The following is a 23,282-nucleotide window of genomic DNA, read 5'->3' as shown; positions in this document are numbered from 1 at the left end:
GAGATGGAGAGGGGCTCCATCCCTATTGCCGCGCTTCTGAAAAGATCAATACTTACTTCATCGTTTCGATCATCTGCTTCTTTCCGTTAGGAAGCTTGCGGATCTCGAACGCGTCAAAAGGTTTGCCGGTTGCCGTCCGTGCATCGTATCGGAGCACGTCGCCGTCGACATGAACGAGCTGGTATAGCTGAGTATTTTGAAGGGCTTTGTCAACTTGCGCACCGTTTTTATCCCAAACGGCCGAGGAAGACTCATACATTTTCGGACCGGAAACGGAGTTCACGAATACTGTGGTGCTGTCGGGGGCTACAACTTTTTGCCCGGACTGCCGGTTCATAACTTGGCCGCGCGCATAGGTGTGATCGTGCCCTTGAAGCACCAGGTCGACATTGTATTTCTGAATGATCGGAAGCAGCTTGTTCCGTACTTCCGCGTTGTCGCGACCTTCGGCGCTAGAGAAGATCGGATGGTGGAACGTGAGAACCGTCCATCGATTCGGATTGTTCGCCAACGTTTGATCCAGCCACACTGCTTGTTTGTCGAGGTTTTCGCCTCGAAGGTTCGTGTCGAGCGAGACGATGCGCATGCCTTGATAGTCAATGTAATATACATTTTCCTTGAAGACGGCTTCATTCGGACCGTTCTCCGGGAGGGCAAACGTCGGACGCCAGTAAGGCGTGAGGCCTGCGGGAGTATGTTGTGAAATTCTGGAGTACTCGTGGTTGCCGGGGGTCGGAATGCTCGGCACCATGCCGTTCAGCCATCCGCCTGCTTTAAACCACTCGCCCCATTGATCGTCGGCGTCGCCTTGATTGACCAAATCACCGGCATGGACGATGAAGCTCGCTTCCGGCAGGTCGGAATAGGCATTGCGGATCACGCGGGACCAGTGCTCCAAAATATTGTTTTGAGCGTCGCCGACGTAAATGAACGAGAACGGTTTGGCTTCTTTGGAAGCCGTGGTAAACTCGAACCACTCCGTCCAGTTGACTCCATCGCCTACGCGATACAAGTATTGTGTTTCCGGCAAAAGGTCTTGGAAGTTGACCGAATGATATTTCTCCGCGTATCCCAGGTATGTAGCCACTTCGGAAGTGTTCTCGGCCGGAACGGTAACCGCATGATCCGCAAAATCGGAGTTATCGCCGGCTACTGCGATCTGGGCTTGAGGCGTGGTGACGCTCGCATCCGTACGCCAAGTTACCGCTTGGGTGGTTGCCGTATCGCCCTTCCACGTCATGATCACCCTGTCGGGCAGAACGAGAGGCTTGTGCACTTCGGCGGCGGGTACCTTCGTTGCCAATGTTTCGGCGACAACGAAATTGACGGTCGGAACGGCGATCATGACGGCGGACAACAGAAGGGATGTACGTATCCAACGCTTGTCCATCGACTTCTTGAACATCTTCTTCATCTCCTTTTGAGGTTTTGTATTCACGGACCATGATAAATATCTTGTATTAAATGAATGTAAAACAGACGTTAAGAAAATATGGATCGATTGCGTGGGACTTTCGGCACGTTGGCTGTTTTCATGCGGTCTAACTGACTTTTTCAGCATTTTTCATCTGACCGATCTCGGAACTCCATGCATGAAATTGAGACAAATGGACGAACTCGATGTCAGATTTTGTTGAAGCGTATCACAAAAAGGATTTCCGTTACTTCTTACCCATGTATAAAGCAACTGTGACAAAGCACGATTGTACGCATGATCCCAAAGAACAAAAAAAAAATTCGCTTCGCGGGGGTTGACCTGGAGTTGACTCCAGCATGTAGAATTCGGAATGAAAGGAGGCGCACTCGTTGTACACGATCGGTCAAGTCGTAGAGATGACGGGGTTCGGACACGATACGCTCAGGTATTACGAGAAAATCGGTCTGCTCATGCCGCGGCGTAAACAGTCGGGAGGCGCGCGTGTGTTTAGCGACGACGATCTTCGATTGTTGTCCGGACTGAAATGTTTGAAACGGATGGGATTGTCTTTGGAAGAAATCAAGTCGTTCACGAGCACGAACCGTTGCGTGTCCGAACGCTCGTCGATGCGCGCCGGAGACGAAGCTGTTCTCCGAGATCGAATTGGTCTGCTGACGGAACACTTGGCCCGGATGGAGACGCAGCGCCACGAACTCGACGATTTGATCAATCGGACGAAAAACAATATTCGCCTGTACAACGAGCTGTTGGACGGGACGCTGTAAACGTTTCGAAAGTTCCGGCGTTCGAGCCTCCAATAATCCTTGCAGAGGAGATGCGAGCGTGAACATTGCAATAATCGGATCGGGACACATCGGAGGTACGTTGGGGAAAATATGGGCGGCGCAAGGTCACCTGGTGACGTTTGGCTCGCGGGATCCACAAAGCGAACGGATGCGTACACTGCTCGAGTCGATCGGCCCGAACGCTGCAGCGGCTTCCGTCAAGGAAGCGGCCGCATTCGGCAACATCGTCGTTTTGGCCGTTCCCGGCACGGAAATCGAACGCGTGCTGGAGGAGGCGGGAGACCTGAAGCGGAAAATCGTCGTCAATGCGACGATTTTGTTCGACGGGCGGTCGGCTGACGCGGAAGTACGGAGGATCGCGAACGGCGCACGCGTCGTGCGGGCATTCCATACGTCGATGTGGGAGGCGCTCGCGAACCCGCTGTTCGGCGTGGCGAACGCCACGCTCTTCATGAGCGGTGAGGACGAAGAAGCCAAGCAAATCGTCTTGCGGCTGGGCGAAGAAGCAGGATTCGACATGGTGGACGTGGGCGGCCCGGAAGCGATGGCCGAGATCGAAAAGGCGCTCTTTTCGTTCTGGACAGCGCTCTCGCCGCAGTTCGGCCGCGACTACGCGATCCGGGTACTGCGAAGAGAAGAATCGCAGCCGTCTTAAACCGAGGCCAATCCGAAATAACGGATCGCAGCACTGCGGTCCGTTATTTCGGATTGGCCGCTGTCAAAGCGAAACAGCCCGATGTGCCATTATGGGCGCTTATGGGCTGGGCACGCAGCTGCTCGATGTCGCGTTCGTTCCGCTTCTGGAAACGATCGAACCGATAGCCGGTACGGAACGCGCCCGCCACATTCGGGTAGAACGAAAAAATCCGAACTCCCCGATTATGCGAAACAGTCCCTGTATGAACGGATGTTCGTCTTTTTTAGAGGCTTCATTAACGATTGACAGCGATAAAGCGGCAAATATATACTCAAATTAACAAAAGGGGAAACATCGTAACATTATAAGAGACGACTGACCCTTAAAATTTTTGGGCGATAAAACATCACGCTCCAATATACCAAGGATAGAGCCGTATAATCCGATTCCAGAAAGAAGGCGTGTCATTTGGCTGAACGAACGGAGAGCCGGGTATCCGGAATTGCTATTCATGAGAATGCGATTGTGCGTCCCGGATATGCTCTGCTTAACGCCGTTTCCGTCTATGCCGGTAACCCGAATCGTCCCGGATACGGGAACTTGCTGCAGTTCGTCAATATATTCGGCAAATCCGACAGCGGCGAGGGCGTCCTGTATCGGGTATCCCGGGACAACGGAAAAACATGGCGGGAGGTCGATGTGTTCGACTTGCCTTACCGGGTCGGTCACGGCCGGGACATGATGCGTAAAATTGCCGGAGACTGCATGTATGACGAGGACAGCGGGGCGCTGATCAGGATCGTCACGGAGATGCTGTGGGAGAAAGGGGAGATTCACTCTTTATTCAGAAAAAGACGAATGTATTACCGCTTGTCCTTCGACAACGGAGCCACCTGGACGGATGCCGTCTATATGCATCAAAACGAAGAGGGGTACGATCGAGACCGTATGTTTCCCGGCGTTACATACGGTGTGAACATGGTAACCTCCTTGTTCAAAATGCATAAAATTCGCGGCGACGGCCCCAACAAGGGCAAGCTGGCCGTTGGCATTCAAGTGCAGATCGCTGGCACAGACGGGGACATCTACAATCCGACGGGAATGGGGTTTTTCAAATCCGGCTGCGTACTCGGCAGTTGGAACGCCGAGAAGCTGCAGTACGATTGGGAAGCGTGCGAAACGTATGCGGAGGTGACTACGGAGGAGTCCACTCGCGGGGTATACGAGCCCGTCATTCAGGAGCTGGACGACGGGACGTTGATCATGGTGCTGCGCGGCAGCAATATGAAGCGGCCCGACATACTCGGGACGAAGTTCATCAGCGTCTCGCGGGACCAGGGGCGGACGTGGGGGCGGCCGGCTCATCTGACCTACGAAGACGGGCAGCCGATGTTTTCCTCCTCCTCCAGTCCCGACCTCGTTAAGGGCGAGCAAGGACGAATTTATTTCGTCGGTATTATAACCGACGACAATCCGAACGGGAATATGCCGCGTTATCCGCTATGCATCGCGCAGTTGGACACGGACACGCTGTGTATCGTCAGGGACAGCGTCACGGTAATCGATTCGAGGCGCCCTTGGCATACCGCACAGCGGGAGGTTGAAGCAGCGCGGTACGATGTCGATTATTCCAACCATCATGCGTATCTCGACGCCGCCGGATCCAAAATCGTCGTACATGCGCCGTACCGTGCCGATCTACACAACATTGAAAGTGTGATCAACCGATACGACATTCAATTGCGCGGCTGAGTGCATTTGTGCAGAAGGGACATTCATCGTATGTGTAAAGCCGCCTGTAATATGCAGGCGGCTTAAATCATTTCCTTTGCTGCGTCCATCCTTGATTAGCAGCAGGCGTTTATTTTGTTCCGATTTGAGCCTCGCCACCCGTTTTTCGACCCGTTCGGACGCATCCCTCAGGGCCGAATTCACATCTTTGCCCGCCACGATCCAATCAGCTGATCCAATCAGCTTCTCCGCGTTTTTTAAAGCCGGCAGCAGACCCAGATGTTCCGACGCCTTGGTATTGTTCCGAAGCCAGATAGGAAAGTACCTGGAAGGCCGCATCGCGGTTTTTGCTCGTCTGTGCGATAAAGGCGTAGTTTGTATGCTGTGTTCGCGCGCCGGAGTGGATGGACGATTAGGTAACCGGGGGAGTACCGGGGTCTGGTTTGCCCATATTTTCAGTATAAGATGAAGTCGATCGGATGAAGAGGCTGCAAATTGCGCCCCCTTAACCCGCAATAGCGATAAGCTTCTCGAGATCATCCTAGCAAATGGCCTAATGGCTCCTCAAGCTTTGATCGACTATGGCACAAATGGATAAAAAGAAGAGCGATCAGACAGATTGAAACCGCATTCAAAGCTGACATATCATTAGGTGAAAGGAGGCAGGCCGACTTGCACATGTAACGGCGCTCCCACAATAACCGCTGCCCGTGAGATCGGGCACCGAGGAGCGGCATCCGTAAATATGCACTCAAGTAAAATAGAGGGGGATACAACCATGCGAAAGTTGAGTAACTTACGGTTTTGCGCTGCCGCCGTTTTGCCGGCATTGCTTTTGACGGCTTGCGCCGGCGGCCAAGGAAAGTCGTCAGCGAGTCCGGAAGAGAAGAAGCCGAGTACGGAGCCTGTCGAATTATCGTTTTACTACTCGGGCGGCAATTATGGCGAGCAACGGTTTATGGAAACGATCGGTAATCCTATTATGAAGAAATATCCGCATATTTCATTGAAATATTATCAAACTTCCAAAGCTAACGGTTCGGAGGGGCTAACGCTGGCGGACGCCGTCGCTACGGGAGTGCCTATCGATGTGCTGTACGCAAGTCTGTCCAATGTGTCGCAATCGTTGCAGCCATTCGGGCTGCAGTACGATCATGCCGATCTGATCAAACGGAATCGCTTTGATTTGAACTCGTTGATTCCGCAGGCGGTCGATTCCTTGAAAGGACTCGGAGGAGGCTCTCTTTACGGGTTGCCTGTCGCGGTCGGAAGCCTCTATTTGTATTACAATAAAGATCTGTTCGACAAATTCGGGGTCTCGTATCCTCAGAAAGGTTTGACTTGGGATCAATTGTATGATTTGACCAAAAAGATGGCCCGCACCGAAGGCGGCGTAAAGTACAGGGGGCTTGCAATCGCCTGGACTTATATGGCCACTTTTAACCCGATGGGCGCCGGGCTGGTCGACCCGGCAACGAACAAAGCCTTATTCGCCAAGGACGAGAAGTGGCAAAAGCTTGTCTCGAATTTGATCCGTTTTTACAATATTCCGGGCAACGAAGTAAATGCGGAAAGCACGAAATGGAAGAATCAATTCGACGAATTTACAAAAGGAACGGCCGCCATGATGCTGACGGCCAATAATCTGAGCAAGGACTGGAACGGAAGGGTGGACGTCGCAAGCTTCCCGATATCTCCCGATAAACCCGGAGTCGGAGGCGGATTGATTCCGAATTTCTTCGGCGTGACGAGCATAAGCAAACATAAGGATGAGGCTTTCCAAGCTATCGCCTTTTTGGCCTCCAAAGAGTACCAGCTTCAGCAAGCCAGAATCGGAAGCGGCTCCCTGCCGGTTATTGACGACCCGCAAATCCGTGCGGAATATAGCAAAGACAATGCATGGATGCAAGAAAGAAACATCAATGTATCCGGATGGTTTCCGGAGCGTTTTGCCGATGCATACGTCGTTACTCCTTATGACGGCAGAGCCAACGCCGCTTTTGTAGCGGAAATGGAGAAGCTGTCGGCTGGAACCGTCGCCGATGTGAACACTGCGCTTAGACAGGCGGCGGAAGCGGCGGATAAAGCGATCGAAGCGCAAATCTCCGCGGGCAAGTAACCGTTGGCCGATGAAACCGATAATAGAGAGGCAATGATCGAATGATGTGCAAGAAATCGAATGCGAGTCCCGGATTTGACATTCGGCTAGAGACGATCTGCTCCGGGTTCGTTCCCGGTCAAGTTTATTGCCGAACGCATCCGCGAGCCGGCATCGTGAAGGGCGAGAAGCCGTCCATTGTATTGACCATGTCTCCGCTCGATTTGACCGGCAGCGATGTATTCTATGCATTGACCGGGATGAGCTCCGAAGATGGGGGGCGGACGTGGTCTCCTCCCGTCGAACAGCCTTCGCTCGGTCGACGCGCGCTGCATGACGGACTCGTGGAAGTGATCTGCGATTTTACTCCCGCTTGGCATGAAGCGTCGGGAAAGCTGCTCGGCATCGGTCATACCGTAACCTATAAAGGGGACGAGATCGTGCGGACGATTCGCAAAACGGCATATGCGGTATACGATCCGGAAAGGCAGGTCTGGACCGATTGGCGGGAAATGACGGTGCCTTTGTCGTTATTTGCGTCAGGTGCGGGATCGACTCAGCGCTTCGATCTGGAAAACGGCGATATTTTACTGCCCGTTTATTACTTGAAATCGACGAAGGAACCGGGCATTGATCGGCAATTGTGCTGCTCCACAGTCGTGCGTTGCCGGATTGACGGCGAAGCCTTGCACTATATCGAGCACGGTACGGAGCTCACGGTTCCGAAGGGCCGCGGCTATGCGGAGCCATCCTTGACCCGGTTCGGCGGGGAATTTTTCCTGACGCTGCGGGCCGACGATCACGGCGCCGTGACGCGAAGCGCGGACGGATTGCATTTCGGGGAACCGAAACATTGGACTTGGGACGACGGGAGCGAGGTACCCACGTACAACACCCAGCAGCATTGGGTAACGCATAGCGACGGTCTGTTCCTGGTCTATACGAGAAAGACGGACAACAATGATCACATTTTCAGACATCGGGCTCCTTTGTTTATCGCCGAGGTCGATCCGGAACGGCTGTGTTTGGTCCGATCGTCGGAACGCGTATTAGTCCCGGAACGGGGGGCTCGTCTATGCAACTTCGGAGTAATGAACGTGAACGAGCGGGAAACTTGGGTCACCGTATCCGAATGGATGCAGAACGGCGGCACGTCCGGCAAAGAGATGCGCAGGCGGCTGCTTCTGACGCATACGGCCGAGGAACTGGCCCCTTTCGAATCGGGGCCGCATATGAGCGGACTGATCGCGTTATGGGGTGCCGACAACAGCGTGTATGCCGCTCGCATCGTATGGGACCTTCCCAACCGCCTCGTATAACCTTTAAGAAAAGTCGCTTAATGGCGGCTTTTCTTGAAGGTTGAATTTCGAAAGCTTATAGAATCAAGGTTCGTGGATTACGTTCGATTGGCCGCGTCTGATTTACGGATATCCGGATTGAGGAGTTTTTGAAGATGACGAAAGTATTGATGACTTTTCCACATGGCAAATTCAAAGTGCTGACGCTTAGCTACGATGACGGCAGAAATGCTGACCGGAGATTGGTTCAGTTGATGAACGACTACGGACTCAAAGGAACGTTTCACTTGAATTCCGGCTTGTTCGGCGCTAAAGACCGGGTCCCTCGGGAGGATATAGCCGAGCTGTTCCGCGGACATGAAATCTCCGCTCATACCGTGACGCATCCGACTATCGCCAGATGTCCGAAGGAGCAGCTCGTTCACGAGATTATGGAAGACCGGAAGGAGCTCGAAAGTATAGCCGGATATACGGTAAGAGGAATGTCTTATCCGAACGGCTCTTTCAACAAAGCGATTAAAGAAATACTCCCTATGCTCGGGATCGAGTACTCGAGAGTCACGGAAAGTACGGGTGGATTCGGAATGCCCGACGATTGGCACGAGTGGAAGCCGACTTGCCACCATAATCGAAATCGAAACTTATTGAGCTTGACGGAAAGCTTCCTTGCCGCCAATAAAAGCCAGTACTTGTATATAATGTATGTATGGGGGCATAGCTACGAGTTCGACAACGACAATAATTGGGAGCTGATGGAGACGTTTTGCGCCCGTGCGGGACGCCGAGACGATATATGGTACGCCACCAACATCGAAATCGTAGATTATGTCAAGTCGTTTCACCGGCTTCAGTTCTCCGCGTCGCGTTCTTTCGTATACAATCCGTCGGCAAGCCCGGTCTGGATTCAAGCGAATGGCGAAATCGTGGAGATCGGAGGCGGGAGCCAAGTCCACTTGACTTAGTCTGCGTTCCGGTTCATCCTGCCGTTTTGTTCGATTATTGTTGGCTTGGTAAGCTGTCAATTCATGCATTTCCAATGATTCATAAAAGGTGCTCCATTCTTTGGGGGATGTTGTCTTCGCAAACACCATTCTGCCAAAGATTCGGAGCCCTTTTTTGTTACACCTCGTCTGTTTCTGATTATCGTTGCGGATGAGAGCGGCTTACGGAATTGGCTCGTCCAGCTTGTATTTGGGGCGGTAGTGGCTGGGCGGCTTGCCGACCCAGCGGCGAAACTGGCGGGAAAAATGGTTGATGTTCGAAAAACCGAGTTGGTTGGCGATTTCACCGATCGGTTCATCGGTGTTCATGATCAGCATTTTGGCCATATTTAATTTATGGCGGCTGACGAATTGCCGGGGAGAAATTCCGTACACCTTCGTAAAAATTTTCGTGAATTGCGTGCGGCTCAGACCGAGCCGGCCGGCCAAATCCGTGATCGTAACGTTGGTGAGTGCGTTCTCCTCCAGCATGCGCTCGATCTTGTGGGCCGTATCGATTTCCATAGAAGAACTGTACTGCGCCGAGGCTGGTTCATTGTCGGGTGCGGAGTTGTTCGGCTGCAGCGCCACCATCTCCGCTATCGCGAGCGTCACATAAGCCTGCAGCATGAGTCTGCCCTGAAGCGACAGTTGTTTGATCAAGAAGCTTTTCAAATACAAGTGTTTGACGGATTCGGGTACGTAGTAGCGCAGCAGCTTTTCCAGACTATGGCCGATATCGCCCAAGAAGGATGGAAAGCCGGCCGACGCTGCGTGAACGGAGACATGCTTGTAGGGCTCTGCATGCAGCAGCTGTCGAAGATCGTGATCGTCTATATCGAAGTGGGCGTGAAAAAAAAGGTAGGGCTGTGCGGCCTCGTTCCACAGTCGGTGCTTCACACGCGATTTGATGATCAACCAATCTCCCGGACACATCACAAGCAGGCGACCCTCCAGTTCGAGCCGAATCTCGCCTTCCCGGCAGTGGAGCAGTTCGCAATACGGGTGGTAGTGCTTCTCGTAAGACCATCCCGGCGCTCTGCTTCCGAATTTGCTGTTGAACACTTGAATTGTATTCATCGTTTGCCTCAAAGCGACATCGATTGTCACTGGCGCTGCCCCCCTAAACCCGCAAGTAGCGATAATCTTCTCGAGATCATCATAGCAAATGGCCTAATAGCTCCTCAAGCTTTGATTGTCGTATGGCACAAATGGCTAAAAAGAAGAGCGATCGGACAGATTGTAACCGCATTCCATGTTGATTATCATTACGGTGAAAGGAGGTTGGCTGACTTGCACATGTAACGGCGCTCCCACAAACCGTTGCCTGCGTTAACAATGCGGAGCTCCATTCGTATTTCATGAAATGATGCTTGAGAGTTTCAATATACTGTGTGCCGCTGCGTCCGGGCGATCAACCGGTGGAAGGCGCATGAAACCAATTTATGTAAACGCATACAAAAATCGAATTGAAGCGGAGGCAGCGAACAGATGGAACGGCCGGAAATGGATGAAATACTGGAAAATAAGGGGTTAAATGCCGGCGGCAAGCTGCCGTTGCTCACGAGAAGGGCGATGCTGTCGTCGCTCGGCATAGCCGGGGCGGCCTTGGCCGCGGGCAGCGTGATCGGAGGAACGTTAGGTACGTCGTTCGCGGCCGGGAGACCGGTGAGCGGCGAAGTTTACGGCCGCAAAGGTCCGCCCGATTTTTTGGCGGCGGATTCGCTCGATGCGAGCTGCTGTTCGTTCGTCGCCGTTGCGACCAGGACTGAGCTAAAGGCACTGGATACCGCAGCGACTGCGGTTGCCTTCCTTGGCGAGTCAGGACGCGAGGGGATCTTGGAGTGGACCGCTGGCGACTATTCTGCGCATATCGCGGCCGACACTGCCGAGGGTATCTTCATAAAAGCGGATGCCATTGCCGCCACTACCGGCGCCTGGGTGCGCATCTATGACGAAATCGACGTGCGCTGGTTCGGCGCTGCGGGCGACGGATCCGACGTCACTGCGGCATTCGCGGCAGCCATCTCCCTGTCGCAGTTCCTTGGTCTTAACCGCATAGTCTGCAAAAACTCGACAAAGCAATTCAAGATTGTCGAGCTCCGGATTACCGATGATATCGAGATTGACCTTGGCGGCGCGACGATCCTCGGAGACTTCGGGGCGTGGGGGACGCACTCGGTAAACGGCACCCCGATCTACTGGACCAAAAACGTGTTCTATTCGGTGGAGGCCGATGCGCCGTCTGTGACACTGAAGAACATGACCATCAACGGCCAGAGCAGTCCGGCGAATCCGATGATCGGCGGGACGCCGCTTATCGATTTCAGAGGGCCGGCGTCTCCTGCAAACTCCAAGGTCACCATGGAGAACATTGTGATGACGCGCGGGTCAAACCGCCGCTACACGACAGGCTCCGGCATCGCCGCCCCGACTCTGCTGCTGGATGCCCGCAATATGGAGATTCTTCTCTATAATCTGGATCACGTCTGGATTGACGACTGCACCCTGCGATCATCTCCCGGAGAGATGCTGCAGGTGCAGTCGGACGACGCCAGAACGGCCCTGAAGATCAACCGCCTGTATGCCACCAAGGCGCGGGATGGCAATCCAAGCACCAAATGGTCATCGTCAGCGCTGAATGTGCTGAACTGCCATCGGTCGTCGGAGATGCGCAACAGCCATTTCTATTTCTTCACCAAGGGGGCGGTGAACTGGGAATCCGACGGCGGCCTCATTGATTCCTGCACGTTCGATTACGTAGATGACAGCAACGGCTTGGACTTCAATGAGGCGGGCAGCTATCGATTCGACAACCATACGGTACGCAACTGTTATTTCCGCAACATCAAGAATGTGGGGATACGCACGGCAGGATCGAATGAACTCTTCGAAAACAACACGTTTGAAGACGTAAACCTGCCCATCAGGTTCGAGGCCGGCGTCCTCGGAAATCCCGCAAGAGGCGCTTGGCTGAAGACAAACCAAGTGCCTCTTGTGAACAACACGGTGCGAAATAACAACGTTATAAGCTGCAACGCGTCGCACACCGGCAAGCAGGAGATAAGCGCGCTTGGAGTTTCTTCTTCGATCTTTATTGAACTTAAGGTTGAGGGCGGAAGTATCGTTGACCGCCAGCCATCAATCAAGAAGTCGCTTTTCGGCGTATGGGGAAGGCACGTTCGCTTATCTCTGTCGGGCTATTTCGGAAACGGCACGAATGCTCTTGTCTACCTGACCGGCACGGCGACTTGCTTTGCGAGAGACTGTATCTTCGCGCCGGAGGCGGGCGAGTCTGTGAACGTTTTCGAGTTCGAGAACCTCACCGTAGGGGCGCGAGGAATTGTCCTGGACAATTCCTCGCGAACCACTGTGCTGGACGCGGGGAACTACGATTTCCGCACCACGACCGTTACTTTTAATCGAAACTCCATCAACGTGAACAACTCGCCCGACTTTGTCGGCACGACAAACAATGCGATCGTAAACAGGGACGAGCGCCTCAAGGGCTCAAAGTCCTTCGATCCGGCCAGCATTTCATCTGGAGCCTCCGTCTCAACGACCGTCACGGTAGCAGGATGCCGCACCTCCGATGCGGATGCGGTTCTTGTGTCCGCATCGGTTAGCACGGCGGGCCTTCTGGTGACGGGCACCGTCACTGCGATCGACACTGTGACGGTGGTATATGCAAACCTTACAGGATCGGATTTGGATTTGGCGGCCCATACGCTGACGGTTTACGTCATGAAGATCAACGCATAAAACAGAGCCGAATGCGATCGACGCGTGACGCTCAACCTAACCAATAACGGGAAAACGTTTGCCAATTATTGTCCCGAGGACAGATGACGCCCATGCTGGGCGTACCGCTAGAGGCCCGGAGCTCCCCTGGGGAGTATCCGGGCCTTGTTGCTCGATTTGCGGCTTAACCGATTGCCGACTGCGCTCGACGTTGAAGAACAACTCAATATCGACTCTCGTACGTTCTCGAAAAGATGCAGCAGAATACTGTTATTATGTAGCACAATTATGACTTCCAGTAGGGAACTTCATGATAGTATGATATATTCTACTATAAACGCCGGTCTTTTCAATAGATTGCGTTGTTCCGAACGTGATTTATGACGCGGCTTTACCTTGGGCGCCATCAGTTTTGTCGACAGCGGCAAAAGTTCTCGACAAAGTGACGCTTCAAAGCCAACCCCTTGGCCAAGGCCGCGTACGAATCTTGCGTTTTACTTTTTATATTGGAACCCGATGCATTTTTTGAATCTGATGCGCCAGGAAAAGGAGAAAAGCATGAAGAATATGAAACGATTACTGCCTGTCTTTCTCATTGGCTTTTCCTTGGCTCTGCTTTTTCAAGGCTGCAGCGGCGGCAATTTTGAATCACAAATTTTACCTTATGAAGACCGAAACGGAAACCTTTTTTCCGAAGAGGTATTCCCTGAAACAGCCTTGGAAGCTCAAAACGGCGATAGCGGAGCGGTGTCGGGATCAAATTCGGGTTTGGACTCAGGCTTGGCTTCAAGTTATGGACCGAGCTCTGACTCGGGTTCCGGATCGGATTCCAGTTCCGGTTCAAGTTCTGACCCCAAAGCTTGCTCCGCATCAAAACTTCAGGACATTGTTGCGCCAGCGACTTCTTCAAACGCTTTTGTCAGGGTGGATTGCAAGCTTAACCTGAAGTCCAGCGACGTCATCACTAAGCGATTGATTTATGAAGGAGCCGGAGCTTCCAATCTGACGTTGAACTGCAATAATGCTAAACTGCTGGGCAATAATGGAGTCAATGACGGAAAAGACATGATCACCGTCACGTCTATCCAAGACGGTTCCACTTATTCACGACCTGAAAATATAAAGATATCGAATTGCATCGTAGAAGGTTCCATTCGCGTAATGGGACTTGGACAAAATGGAGAGGCCGAGAGCGTTTTACTTTCGTCGCGCTCCAGCGGTCACACGGCTAGAGCCCAACAAGCGGCTCCCAGAAACATTGAATTTAACAATCTCGCTATCTATTCGAAAAACAGAGTTCCACTTTACTTCTCTCCAGGGGTGACCTATTCAAAAATTCTCAACTCCTCATTTAAAGGAACCAGCGGCAGCGTCGTTGTTTATCTCGATGCCGAATCCGCCTACAACACGATAAAAAACAACGAGTTCAATGTCACAACAAAGAGTCGTGAAGTGATTGCCATCGACGGTTCGGCAAATAATCTGATCATAAACAATAAACTAACTGAACTCGGCAATGGCGGAATCTTTCTCTATAGAAATTGTGGGGAGGGTGGGACGATTCGCCATCAAACACCGAGCTACAATGTAATTTCTAATAATAATTTTTACTACAACAAGTATGACGGTAAGCTTCCCTCAATCTGGCTCAGCTCTCGTGATGGAGCCAGAAACTATTGCGAGCACGATAAGGGTTACACTTTCGGAAGTAGCGAAAGCAATCTGGACCATGCCAGCTCGAATATCATCTCCAATAATAAGGTCCAAAAGCTTTCTCCTTCAAAGATGATTCGCCTCGGCGGCAGTGCAACAAAAAACGTCATTTCAGGCAATAAGCAAGTCGAGTAAGAGATCTCAACGAAAGCGTTCCTATGTGAAAGGTTATGCCGTTTTTTCCGCGGCCGCATGGCTGGTGTAATCAAAGAGAGTCATTGTCAGAGTGAAAATGTCTGCGTATTTTAAAAACATAGCGCGTGCAGGGATCAAATCGGAGTCTTTGACTTGATCGCCGCACGCGCTTTTTCCGCTTCATTCACTTGGGTCGTTGCCACTGCAATCGATATTGATGGGGTGTAATCCCCTTGTTCTCTTTGAAAATTTTGCAAAAGTATGAGGTGTTCTCGAGACCTATCGAGTCGCCGATCTCGGCAACGGATAGCTCGCTCATCGTTAAAAGCACACAAGCCTGCCGCAAACGGCGGGCTTTTACGTATTCCGAGAGACTGGTGCCGGTCGTTTCTTTGAACAGATGCGAGACATGACACGGAGACAAGTGCAGTTCTTGCGCGAGAGCTTCCAGTCGAAACTGCTTCATATAGGAGCGCTCGATCCACTGCATGATTTGTTCCACACGGTGAGCGGGTCTCGGCATCGAATCCGTCTTGTTCCTAATGTCGGACAAGACAGGAAGCAGCTGGCGGATCAAAGTAATTAGAAAATGGGCTACCTTCTCTTGCCGCAGCTCATCAGGGTCTTCCGGACGCATATGGTCGTCCAAACCGGTAATGGTTCGGATGATTTCATGCTCCTCCGGCAACCGATAAATGACCGGCTTCGGCAGATGATCCTGACACAACGTACGAAAGAACGCCTGCAGATTGGGTAAGCTCTGGAGATAAGGTTCATAAACGGCAGGTTCAAATACTACAAAGCTGCGCTTATATGGAGAGTGCGGGCGGATGTCCATCCGCAACCGATGAAGCTGAAACGGCTGAAACAGGCACAGCATGTTCGGCTCGATCCGGTAAGTTCGCTGATCGAGGATCAATTGACCTTCTCCTGCGTGGATATATTGTAGCTCCATACCTTGATGCGCATGGAATGTTTCATCGTAGGCTTGCTGGGTTTCGGCAATTTTTCGCAGTCTATAGAAAAACGGTTTGCGGTTCATGCCAGTGAGTCCGATACGTTTCATGGAGGTCCCTCCGTACATGATTATATACGAAATCAGCGCAATATTGTGGTATTTATTCGCAAGGCGATGCGACATTTTTTACACGGGTTTTGTTACTGTAAATCTAAGCAGGTCGGCGACATGATCACTCCCCAAGAGCTGCGGTTTGTCATGAACAGCCGCGTGCCGGATATCATCCCCGATCAAGCGGAGGAGCTGCTGTGGATCAGGGAGCGGTACGACATCTCGTATTCGGCGATCGCGGCGGGGTTGTTCAAGTGCCTGCCGGATCAGGCGGCTCTCGACAAGCAGATGGAGCGGATGGAGGAGGCCATTAAGCTGGCGAGAAAGCTCGGCGCGAGGACGGTGACCGTGCTGTACCGAGACCAAGCTGTGGAGCGTCTTACCGTGGAGACCCACATTCAGCCCTATATTGCCAAAACGGAAAAGGGCGTCGCCCGCTTGAGAAGATTCTGAACGATTTGTATCGCATGCCGGTTGCGTAATGCCGACGCCACAAAAGGGGGAAGGATCACAGTTGAAGGAACTGACAGCGGCTTTGATCGGTACGGGAGCCATCGCCCGTTCGCTGCATTTGCCGGCGCACCGGCACTTGACCGGCTCCCGCCTAAAATGGGTATGCAACACCAGCGCGCAATCGGCCCGTTCGGCGGCGGAGAAATTCGACGTTCCCAACTGGACGGTCCGGTTGGAGGACGTTCTGAACGATTCGTCCGTCGACTGGGTGGATGTGGCCGTGCCCAACGAGCATCATGAAGCGGTAACGATCCGGTGTCTGGAGGCAGGCATGCATGTTCTATGCCAGAAGCCGATGGCGCCGACCGTAGAGGCGACGGAGCGAATGATGACAGCGGCGGAGCGGGCCGAGCGTCAGTTGGGCATTTACATGTGCTTCCGCGGAGATCCTGCGGTTCGCCTGATCCGCGACTTGGTTCGGCAAGGCCGGTTTGGCAAGCTGATCTCGCTGCGGGGCAAGATGATTTCCGACAAGGGTTTCAGCTTCAGCCCGGACAATGGCGCATGGAGGGCGCAACGGGTGCGCTCGATCTGCTCGGCGTGCATCTGATCGATTTATTTTCCTGGATTCATAGCGAAATCGAGTGGGTTCAGGCGTACTCGGCTACGCTGCATGCGCCGATGAAGGGCGATGACGTGACGACGGCCGTGTACGGTTTGTCCGGCGGAGTGTCTGCGGTGCTGGAAACGACATACTGCTCTTATCTGAACGAGCATACGGCGCTATACACACTCGAGGTGAACGGTACGGATGGAACGGCAGTCTATGTGTTGGATCACGGACGGTTGTCTCTGCAATTAAAGGAAGATTTCCGGAGCGATTCGTTTACGTATCAAGCAGGTACTTGGGACTCGTACAAATTCGAGCATGCGCTATGGGGCGGAGGCTCACTGCCGCAGGTCCACCAGGATTTCGTCCACGCGCTGCTGGCAGGCAAGCCGTTTGAAATCGGCGGGGATGCGGGAAGCCGCGCCATCCGCGTAGTAGAAGCGACCCGGAAGGCCGCATTGACGGGAAAACGCATCCAAATAAATTGACAAGAAGGGCGAGAGTGAGGAGCATGGAGAGAAAAGTCAGATTGGCTGTCGTAGGCTGCGGTCTTATTGGGAGAAAGCATCTGGAAGCGGCCCGCGACAAGCCATGGATTGAGATCGTTGCCATCGCCGACATTAATTTGGCTGCGGCTGAGGCCGTATCGAAGGAATACGGGGTTCCGAAGCAATTTACAGATTCTGCCGAGCTGTTCGCGCAACCGGACATTGACGCGGTTGTGCTCGCCACTCCGGCCGCTGGACGGGCGGAACTGGCTGTCCAGGCTCTGCGTCAGGGCAAGCACGTGCTGATCGAGAAGCCGTCAGCGACTCGTGCGGCGGAGCTGGAACGCATCCGGGATGTTCAGGGCGATCGCGTCGTCGCGTTCTGCACCTCCCGGTTCCGTTTCCTGAAGCACGCGCAGGCCGCCGCAGAGTATATGCAATCCGGCCAGCTCGGAGAGCTTCGCGTCATTCGCTGCCGGGCGGTCAAGCCTGCCGGGCGTCCCCCCGAGAAGGAGCCGCCGGCATGGCGATACCGCATCGACATGAACGGCGGCGGTATTTGGTTCAACTGGGGCTGCTACGATCTCGATTATCTGTTCGGGATTACGGGATGGAAGCTGCAGCCGGTGGAAGCGCTGGCGCAGACCTGGGGCGCCGACCCGGACCGATTCCCGTATTCCGGTGCCGGAGCGGACGGGGAGACGCACGGCGCCGGTCTGATCCGCTGCGAGGGCGGCGCCGTCGTCACGTTCGAGCGCGGCGAATATGTGGCTGCTCCGGCGGAGGAGAGCTGGCAGATCGTCGGCAGCCAAGGTGCGCTCACGCTGCAAATGACCACTGCCAATAAGAATAATCTGATCGCAAGCAAATTCGTTCCGGGAACCGGTACCGTATCGACAGTTATTTGGGAAGGTGACGAGGATAGGGGCATACTCCATGATGGTCCGCTGCTGGATTTTACGAAGGCCATTCTTGAGCGGAGGTCTCCTTCTACAGGACTGGAGCAAGCTTATGTGACGCAGCTGGCGCTCGATCTGATGTGTGAATCGGCACGAACCGGGAAGATCATTTCTGTATCGGAAGGGAAGGGACGGCTATGAAGTACGCATTTATGAGCTTTTCGGCACCGCAATTATCCTTTCAAGAACTGACGGCTGCGGCTCGACGTTATGGCTATGACGGCGTGGAGCTGCGTACCGACGCGAATCATGCGCACGGCGTCGAGCTGACGGCATCGCCAGAACACCTTGCCCGGGTCCGGTCGGAATGCGAGGCATCGGGAGTATCGATCCCGTGCCTGGCTTTATCGCTCAAGCTAGCCAATCCGACGAAATCCGCTGTGGAAGAGGCCGGCGCCTACCTGAAGCTGGCTTCTCAAGTAGGGGCTCCGAGAGTCCGGGTGTTCGGCGGCCAGATTCCGGAGGGCATTTCCCGGGAGGAGTCGCAGGCATTTCTGATCCGGTCGATGCGACAACTCGGTTCCATGGCTGAGTCGGAAGGGGTAACGGTCTGTATCGAAACTCATGACGCCTGGTACGATCCCGATAGAATGGCGGATATCATGTCCGAGGTGGATCATCCGAATATCGCGGTTACATGGGACGTTATGCATACGCTGAGACGAGGGGGGCGTTCATCCGACTATTCGTTTCAGCGCCTCAAGTCGTGGATCCGCCATGTTCATTTTCACGATGGATTGCTGACTTTGGAGAACCTGCAATTCCGCCCGATGGGCGATGGAGAAATCGATCATGCCGAGGCTGTGCGGATTTTGCTTGCGGCCGGCTACGACGGCTACATCAGCGGCGAGTGGATCAACTGGGAGCCTTATGAAGATCATCTTCCGCGGGAGGTCGCGAAAATGCGGCAATACGAGACGCGATTTACCCAAAGGAGATGACTGAAACTTCTGCGCATACATAAGCCGGAGCCGATGGAGATTCGCCGCGGCTTCGGCGCAATGGGGCTACAAATCATGCCAGGGCTCTCCTCAGTGTACGGCGTAGCCATTGCCTCCAGCGCCGCGTTGATAAGGGAAACCATGATGCCAAGCCGGCACCCGGCCCGCAGGAGCCCGACCGTCGGCGCTTGAGTTTTTTGCGCGTTTAATACGACTTTACAGAGATAAGATAGAGCGAGCTTTCCTCCGCCATTTTGGGCAGGGGAAAGCTTTTCATTTCGAGGTGAAGTTGAATCTTCCCGTAGTGTTGAATTATAGTTATAGTCAAGATGCTAAAAAAAGAGGTTGCTGCCAATGGAGTTGGGCAAACGGATTAAGTACTTCCGCAAGTCGCAAAGAAGGACGCTGAATGAAATCGCGCAGGTGTGCGGATTTACGAACAGTCTGCTTTCCAAAATAGAAAACGGCAAAACGATGCCCCCGATTTCCACATTGGTCAAAATAGCCAATGCTTTAGGGGTACGGGTATCGGATCTGTTGGGCGAAAACGAACAGGTTGGTACCATTCTTACGAAGAAGGAGGCAATCGAGGGAAACCTGATCTCCACGAATAAGGGCTACTCCTTCTACACCTTTGCGCCAGAATTGAAGGACAAGCTGATGCAGCCGTTTCTGTTTCATGCGCGTAAGGATGAAATTAAACAGCACGTGTTTTCGCACACCGGGCACGAGTTCGTTTATATGCTGGAAGGGCAAATGAGATATAAGGTAGGAGGTGTGGAGTACACGTTGCTGCCGGGAGATAGCGTTTACTTCAACTCGCTGGAAGAGCATACGCTGAATCCCATAACCGAGGAAGTTAAATATTTGGCTGTGTTTGCCGATACGGGCGAGACCCATCCGGCGAATCAGGAAGAAGAGTAGAGGGGTGCTTTGAAGCTGAGCATCCCTCTGTTTTTCTGTCGATAAGGAAATTTTAACTTCGCTAAAGCGTTAAAGCGAAGTGAGACTTTCCTTACCAAGAATAAACTTCCGCTAAACCGCGGTCGCTCATCCTTGAAATACGACGATAGTCGTTTTTCTTATTGAAATTCAATTATATTGAACTATAATAAAAATAATTGAATACCAACGGGGAGGAGCTCCCCGCAGGAGGTCATCCGACATGCCGGATTCGAAAAACAAAAAGCCTAATATCGTGTTTATATTAGCCGATGACATGGGAGCTTGGGCACTTGGCTGTGCGGGTAATGATGAGATTCGCACTCCGAACCTGGATCGGTTGGCGGCGGAGGGCGTCCGGTTCGACAATTTCTTCTGCGCTTCTCCGGTCTGCTCGCCGGCGCGCGCATCAATCGTGACGGGGCGTATTCCATCCCAGCACGGCGTGCATGATTGGATTCGCTCAGGCAATGTGAATAAGAGCGAGCTAGAGGAGGATGTGGGTTCGAGCAAAGTGTTTAGCGACGAGCGAGTGGCTATCGATTATTTGGAAGGACAGACGACGTATACGGAGCTGCTTGCTCAAGCGAATTACACCTGCGCCTTAAGCGGTAAATGGCATCTGGGTAATAACGCGGTCCCGCATAAAGGTTTTGATCACTGGTTCTCGATCGCACGAGGCGGTTGTTCCTATATGAAGCCGGATATCGTAAAGGATGGAAAGATTTCCATCGAAGAAGGGTATATTACCGATTTCATTACGGAGCATGCTCTGCAATTTCTGAGTGAGATGGCTCGGGAGGATAAGCCTTTTTATTTGAGCGTCCATTATACCGCGCCACATTCTCCTTGGGAACGTTCAGAGCATCCGGAGGAGTACGTTGCCTTGTATGACGATTGCCCGTTCCATTCGGCTCCCGAGATGCCGTTGCACCCGGACCAAAGCAGAACTTGCCCGTATGGGGTCGGGGAGAAACGCAAGGAGCTTCTTAAAGGCTACTACGCGTCTATTACGGCTATGGATGCAGGAATCGGACGGATTATGGATCAACTGGAGCAGCTGGGGATGCAAGACAATTGCCTTGTTATTTTTATGGGTGATAACGGAATGAACATGGGGCACCATGGTATTTGGGGCAAAGGCAACGGAACGTTCCCGCTCAATATGTTCGATACCTCAGTGAAAGTTCCGGCTATATTCCGTCATACCGGCGTGATACCCGCAGGTCAGGTTAGGACGGAACTGTTAAGCCAATACGATGTGTTCCCTACTTTATTAGATTTTGCGGGACTTGAGCATAACCCGGAAACGGAGCTACCGGGAATAAGCTTCGCTGGACTGCTTCGAGGAGAATCCGGATCCGATCATGAGAACATCGTAATATACGACGAGTACGGTCCGGTTAGAATGATTCGTACCAAGGATTGGAAATATGTACACCGGTATCCCTACGGACCGCATGAGCTGTATGATTTGAATCACGATCCGAACGAGGACATCAATAAAATTGGCGATCCGCAATGCGAGGACGTGCTGCATTCGTTGCGTTTTCGCCTTGGCGAATGGTTCGGGAAATACGTGAATCCGGATAAGGATGGAGTGTATGCGCCGGTCAAGGGCTTCGGACAATTAGGACCTGTCTCTCCCGGAAAAAGCGAGGAGAGCTTCAAAGACTTCTAGAACCTTTTATTGCTATAGCAGAAAGAGGGCAGGGCGGTCATGGACTTTCGTATAGAGTCCGCGGCCGCCTTTTCTGTTTTCAACATGTACGGAATAACGGAGTATTGACTTATTTCGCAATCATTTGAGAAAGGGGGTTTTTAGGAAAGACCGCGTTCTTATAATATGGAAAGTGAGCAGCTCCCTATCGGAACGCAGCTGATTATAGGAAGGAAAACAGGCTTGGCCGACTCAAAAATAAGTGTTGAGCATTTCCGGACGTAGGTATATAATGGCTGTGACGATAGTTAATTCATTTAATTAATAAATGTGCGAAGAGGGATGGTTGCGTATTTCACGGATCCCCGATGCGGTAAGGGTGTGGTATTGGATATGGGAAAACTTCGTTACGGCATGATCGGCGGAGGGGAGGGCGCATTTATCGGTGACGTACACCGCAAAGGTGCCATGTTCGACGGCTTATGCGAGCTTACGGCGGGCTGCTTCTCGCGCCGGCATGACAACAATACGACTACCGGCCGTATGCTCGGGTTAGATGACTCGCGTATATATGTTTCCTACGCGGAGATGGCGGAGAGCGAGGCGAAGCGGGAGGACGGCATCGATTTTGCAGTCGTCGCGACACCGAACGACTCACACTATGAGATCGTGAAAGCTTTTCTGGTTAAGGGCATACCCGTCATGTGCGATAAGCCGCTCGCCTTTACGCTGTCCCAGGGAGAGGAACTGGCAGCCTTATCCGCGGAGCGCGGGCTTCCCTGCGCGGTTACCTACGCTTTTTCGGGTTATCCGATGGTCAAACAGGCTCGCGAGATGATTCGCCGCGGAGATATCGGACAGCTGAGAAGTGTGGTAGCCGAATATGCCCAGGAAGGGATTGCGAATCCGACCCGGAAGGGGAGCAATTGGCGTACCGATCCGATGGTTCAGGGCGAATCGTTTGCCGTGGCCGATATCGGTACCCACATTGAACATACCGTGCATTACATGACGGGACTGCGTATCTCCTCCTTATGCGCCATGTTCAGCGGCGCCGGCCTGGAGAACGGCTTGGAGACGGACGCCAAGCTGCTGGTTCGGTATGAAGGCGGAACGAACGGGATGTATTGGTGCACGAAGCTCGCAATCGGCAGCAAGAACCGATTCGTCATTCGGGTACACGGATCGAAAGGGACTCTCGAATGGGAGCAGGAGCAACCGAACGACCTGCGCGTATGTTTGAAGGGCGAACCGGTTCGTTTGTATTCGCGGGGAAGGGAGCCGCTCTACCCGGAGGCTGCGGCATACAACCGTCTTCCCGGCGGCCATGCGGAGGGCACCTATGAGTCTTTCGCCAATCTATATCGCGCTTACGCATCGGCGGTTGGGAAATGGCGGTCGGGCTTGCCCGCCGGAGAGCTCGATTCCGACTACCCGAGCTTCAAGGATGGAGTGTACGGCTTGCGCTTTATCGACGCATGTCTGCGCAGCGCCAAGGGTGACTCTTCATGGGTATCCGTACAGTGCGGTGTCGCTGAAGAGATGAAATCGTTTTGACATCGGGCCGGATCATCATTATGATTCAATAAAGATGACTATTGAAA

The 23,282-nt window shown here is 53.0% G+C and carries 20 protein-coding genes; 16 read left to right on the top strand and 4 right to left on the bottom strand.

Features of this window, described 5'->3' with window-relative positions:
- Positions 1–52: 52 nt before the first annotated feature.
- Positions 53–1,405 carry a purple acid phosphatase family protein gene (locus FE783_RS29845; protein WP_158302115.1) on the bottom strand — a complete coding sequence of 451 codons (1,353 nt, stop codon included), beginning with the start codon at positions 1,403–1,405 and terminating at the stop codon, positions 53–55.
- A 401-nt stretch (positions 1,406–1,806) separates the two neighbouring features.
- Here FE783_RS29845 and FE783_RS29840 point away from each other — a divergent pair, with 401 nt between their 5' ends.
- From FE783_RS29840 to FE783_RS29830, 3 genes are all read left to right on the top strand, one after another.
- Positions 1,807–2,202, top strand: a complete 396-nt coding sequence (locus tag FE783_RS29840) for a MerR family transcriptional regulator (protein ID WP_138883050.1) — start codon at positions 1,807–1,809, stop codon at positions 2,200–2,202.
- 58 nt (positions 2,203–2,260) lie between these two features.
- A complete protein-coding gene (locus FE783_RS29835; protein ID WP_238403307.1) occupies positions 2,261–2,878 on the top strand; it encodes an NADPH-dependent F420 reductase in 618 nt (205 codons plus the stop codon).
- A gap of 450 nt (positions 2,879–3,328) precedes the next feature.
- On the top strand, positions 3,329–4,612 hold the full coding sequence (locus FE783_RS29830) for a sialidase family protein (protein ID WP_138883048.1): 1,284 nt from the start codon (positions 3,329–3,331) through the stop codon (positions 4,610–4,612).
- Here the strand turns inward: FE783_RS29830 and FE783_RS29825 are convergent.
- A complete protein-coding gene (locus FE783_RS29825; RefSeq protein WP_138883047.1) occupies positions 4,559–4,930 on the bottom strand; it encodes a vWA domain-containing protein in 372 nt (123 codons plus the stop codon). The genes FE783_RS29830 and FE783_RS29825 overlap by 54 nt on opposite strands.
- Positions 4,931–5,369: 439 nt before the next feature.
- On the opposite strand from FE783_RS29825, the gene FE783_RS29820 reads away from it, so the two are divergent.
- The 3 genes from FE783_RS29820 (at position 5,370) to FE783_RS29810 (ending at position 8,949) form a co-directional block, all read left to right on the top strand.
- Positions 5,370–6,710, top strand: coding sequence for an extracellular solute-binding protein (locus tag FE783_RS29820; RefSeq protein ID WP_158302114.1), 1,341 nt, complete (start codon positions 5,370–5,372; stop codon positions 6,708–6,710).
- Between the two features lie 41 nt (positions 6,711–6,751).
- Positions 6,752–8,008 carry an exo-alpha-sialidase gene (locus tag FE783_RS29815; protein ID WP_138883045.1) on the top strand — a complete coding sequence of 419 codons (1,257 nt, stop codon included), beginning with the start codon at positions 6,752–6,754 and terminating at the stop codon, positions 8,006–8,008.
- A 134-nt stretch (positions 8,009–8,142) separates the two neighbouring features.
- Positions 8,143–8,949, top strand: coding sequence for a polysaccharide deacetylase family protein (locus FE783_RS29810; protein WP_138883044.1), 807 nt, complete (start codon positions 8,143–8,145; stop codon positions 8,947–8,949).
- A gap of 201 nt (positions 8,950–9,150) precedes the next feature.
- Here FE783_RS29810 and FE783_RS29805 read toward each other — a convergent pair whose 3' ends face one another.
- Entirely contained in the window at positions 9,151–10,077 is a 927-nt protein-coding gene (locus FE783_RS29805; RefSeq protein WP_138883043.1) for an AraC family transcriptional regulator, read from the bottom strand.
- 381 nt (positions 10,078–10,458) lie between these two features.
- Between FE783_RS29805 and FE783_RS29800 the strand changes: the two genes are divergently transcribed.
- Positions 10,459–12,729: a hypothetical protein gene (locus FE783_RS29800; RefSeq protein ID WP_202916289.1), complete on the top strand. Its 2,271-nt coding sequence runs from the start codon at positions 10,459–10,461 to the stop codon at positions 12,727–12,729.
- A 537-nt stretch (positions 12,730–13,266) separates the two neighbouring features.
- Positions 13,267–14,556 carry a right-handed parallel beta-helix repeat-containing protein gene (locus FE783_RS29795; RefSeq protein ID WP_138883042.1) on the top strand — a complete coding sequence of 430 codons (1,290 nt, stop codon included), beginning with the start codon at positions 13,267–13,269 and terminating at the stop codon, positions 14,554–14,556.
- 184 nt (positions 14,557–14,740) lie between these two features.
- Here the strand turns inward: FE783_RS29795 and FE783_RS29790 are convergent, their stop codons facing one another.
- Entirely contained in the window at positions 14,741–15,622 is an 882-nt protein-coding gene (locus tag FE783_RS29790; protein WP_158302113.1) for a helix-turn-helix transcriptional regulator, read from the bottom strand.
- A gap of 120 nt (positions 15,623–15,742) precedes the next feature.
- Between FE783_RS29790 and FE783_RS29785 the strand changes: the two genes are divergently transcribed.
- The 8 genes from FE783_RS29785 to FE783_RS29750 all read left to right on the top strand — a co-directional run bounded on the left by FE783_RS29785 (position 15,743) and on the right by FE783_RS29750 (position 23,235).
- The gene (locus FE783_RS29785) at positions 15,743–16,078 is read left to right on the top strand and encodes an apurinic/apyrimidinic endonuclease family protein (RefSeq protein WP_138883040.1); all 336 of its coding nucleotides are present in this window, start codon (positions 15,743–15,745) and stop codon (positions 16,076–16,078) included.
- A 61-nt stretch (positions 16,079–16,139) separates the two neighbouring features.
- Positions 16,140–16,688, top strand: a complete 549-nt coding sequence (locus FE783_RS29780) for a Gfo/Idh/MocA family protein (RefSeq protein ID WP_158302112.1) — start codon at positions 16,140–16,142, stop codon at positions 16,686–16,688.
- Positions 16,643–17,176 (top strand): Gfo/Idh/MocA family protein, encoded by a 534-nt coding sequence (locus FE783_RS29775; protein WP_138883038.1) that lies wholly within the window; start codon positions 16,643–16,645, stop codon positions 17,174–17,176. The genes FE783_RS29780 and FE783_RS29775 overlap by 46 nt, the downstream gene beginning before the upstream one ends.
- 23 nt (positions 17,177–17,199) lie before the next feature.
- Entirely contained in the window at positions 17,200–18,276 is a 1,077-nt protein-coding gene (locus FE783_RS29770) for a Gfo/Idh/MocA family protein (protein ID WP_138883037.1), read from the top strand.
- A complete protein-coding gene (locus FE783_RS29765; protein WP_138883036.1) occupies positions 18,273–19,076 on the top strand; it encodes a sugar phosphate isomerase/epimerase family protein in 804 nt (267 codons plus the stop codon). The genes FE783_RS29770 and FE783_RS29765 overlap by 4 nt, the downstream gene beginning before the upstream one ends.
- Positions 19,077–19,430: 354 nt before the next feature.
- Positions 19,431–20,000, top strand: coding sequence for a helix-turn-helix domain-containing protein (locus tag FE783_RS29760; RefSeq protein ID WP_138883035.1), 570 nt, complete (start codon positions 19,431–19,433; stop codon positions 19,998–20,000).
- A 241-nt stretch (positions 20,001–20,241) separates the two neighbouring features.
- Complete coding sequence (locus FE783_RS29755) at positions 20,242–21,699, top strand: sulfatase family protein (RefSeq protein WP_138883034.1); 1,458 nt, start codon at positions 20,242–20,244, stop codon at positions 21,697–21,699.
- Between the two features lie 372 nt (positions 21,700–22,071).
- Positions 22,072–23,235, top strand: a complete 1,164-nt coding sequence (locus tag FE783_RS29750; RefSeq protein WP_158302111.1) for a Gfo/Idh/MocA family protein — start codon at positions 22,072–22,074, stop codon at positions 23,233–23,235.
- Positions 23,236–23,282: the final 47 nt, after the last annotated feature.

It is taken from the genome of Paenibacillus mesophilus, assembly GCF_005938385.1.
Lineage (GTDB): Bacteria > Bacillota > Bacilli > Paenibacillales > NBRC-103111 > Paenibacillus_AB > Paenibacillus_AB mesophilus.
The sequence above is the reverse complement of the archived record's forward strand: the minus strand, read 5'-3'. Positions and strand labels throughout refer to the sequence as shown.

What these genes read in the sequence shown, in the direction of transcription:
- FE783_RS29815 (WP_138883045.1), top strand. Translation starts at nt 6,752, where the DNA reads ATGATGTGCAAGAAATCGAATGCGAGTCCCGGATTTGACATTCGGCTA.
- FE783_RS29770 (WP_138883037.1), top strand. Translation starts at nt 17,200, where the DNA reads ATGGAGAGAAAAGTCAGATTGGCTGTCGTAGGCTGCGGTCTTATTGGG.
- FE783_RS29750 (WP_158302111.1), top strand. Translation starts at nt 22,072, where the DNA reads ATGGGAAAACTTCGTTACGGCATGATCGGCGGAGGGGAGGGCGCATTT.
- FE783_RS29810 (WP_138883044.1), top strand. Translation starts at nt 8,143, where the DNA reads ATGACGAAAGTATTGATGACTTTTCCACATGGCAAATTCAAAGTGCTG.
- FE783_RS29775 (WP_138883038.1), top strand. Translation starts at nt 16,643, where the DNA reads ATGGAGGGCGCAACGGGTGCGCTCGATCTGCTCGGCGTGCATCTGATC.
- FE783_RS29825 (WP_138883047.1), bottom strand. Translation starts at nt 4,930, where the DNA reads ATGCGGCCTTCCAGGTACTTTCCTATCTGGCTTCGGAACAATACCAAG.
- FE783_RS29755 (WP_138883034.1), top strand. Translation starts at nt 20,242, where the DNA reads ATGCCGGATTCGAAAAACAAAAAGCCTAATATCGTGTTTATATTAGCC.
- FE783_RS29760 (WP_138883035.1), top strand. Translation starts at nt 19,431, where the DNA reads ATGGAGTTGGGCAAACGGATTAAGTACTTCCGCAAGTCGCAAAGAAGG.
- FE783_RS29765 (WP_138883036.1), top strand. Translation starts at nt 18,273, where the DNA reads ATGAAGTACGCATTTATGAGCTTTTCGGCACCGCAATTATCCTTTCAA.
- FE783_RS29845 (WP_158302115.1), bottom strand. Translation starts at nt 1,405, where the DNA reads ATGTTCAAGAAGTCGATGGACAAGCGTTGGATACGTACATCCCTTCTG.
- FE783_RS29800 (WP_202916289.1), top strand. Translation starts at nt 10,459, where the DNA reads ATGGAACGGCCGGAAATGGATGAAATACTGGAAAATAAGGGGTTAAAT.
- FE783_RS29795 (WP_138883042.1), top strand. Translation starts at nt 13,267, where the DNA reads ATGAAGAATATGAAACGATTACTGCCTGTCTTTCTCATTGGCTTTTCC.
- FE783_RS29785 (WP_138883040.1), top strand. Translation starts at nt 15,743, where the DNA reads ATGATCACTCCCCAAGAGCTGCGGTTTGTCATGAACAGCCGCGTGCCG.
- FE783_RS29790 (WP_158302113.1), bottom strand. Translation starts at nt 15,622, where the DNA reads ATGAAACGTATCGGACTCACTGGCATGAACCGCAAACCGTTTTTCTAT.
- FE783_RS29820 (WP_158302114.1), top strand. Translation starts at nt 5,370, where the DNA reads ATGCGAAAGTTGAGTAACTTACGGTTTTGCGCTGCCGCCGTTTTGCCG.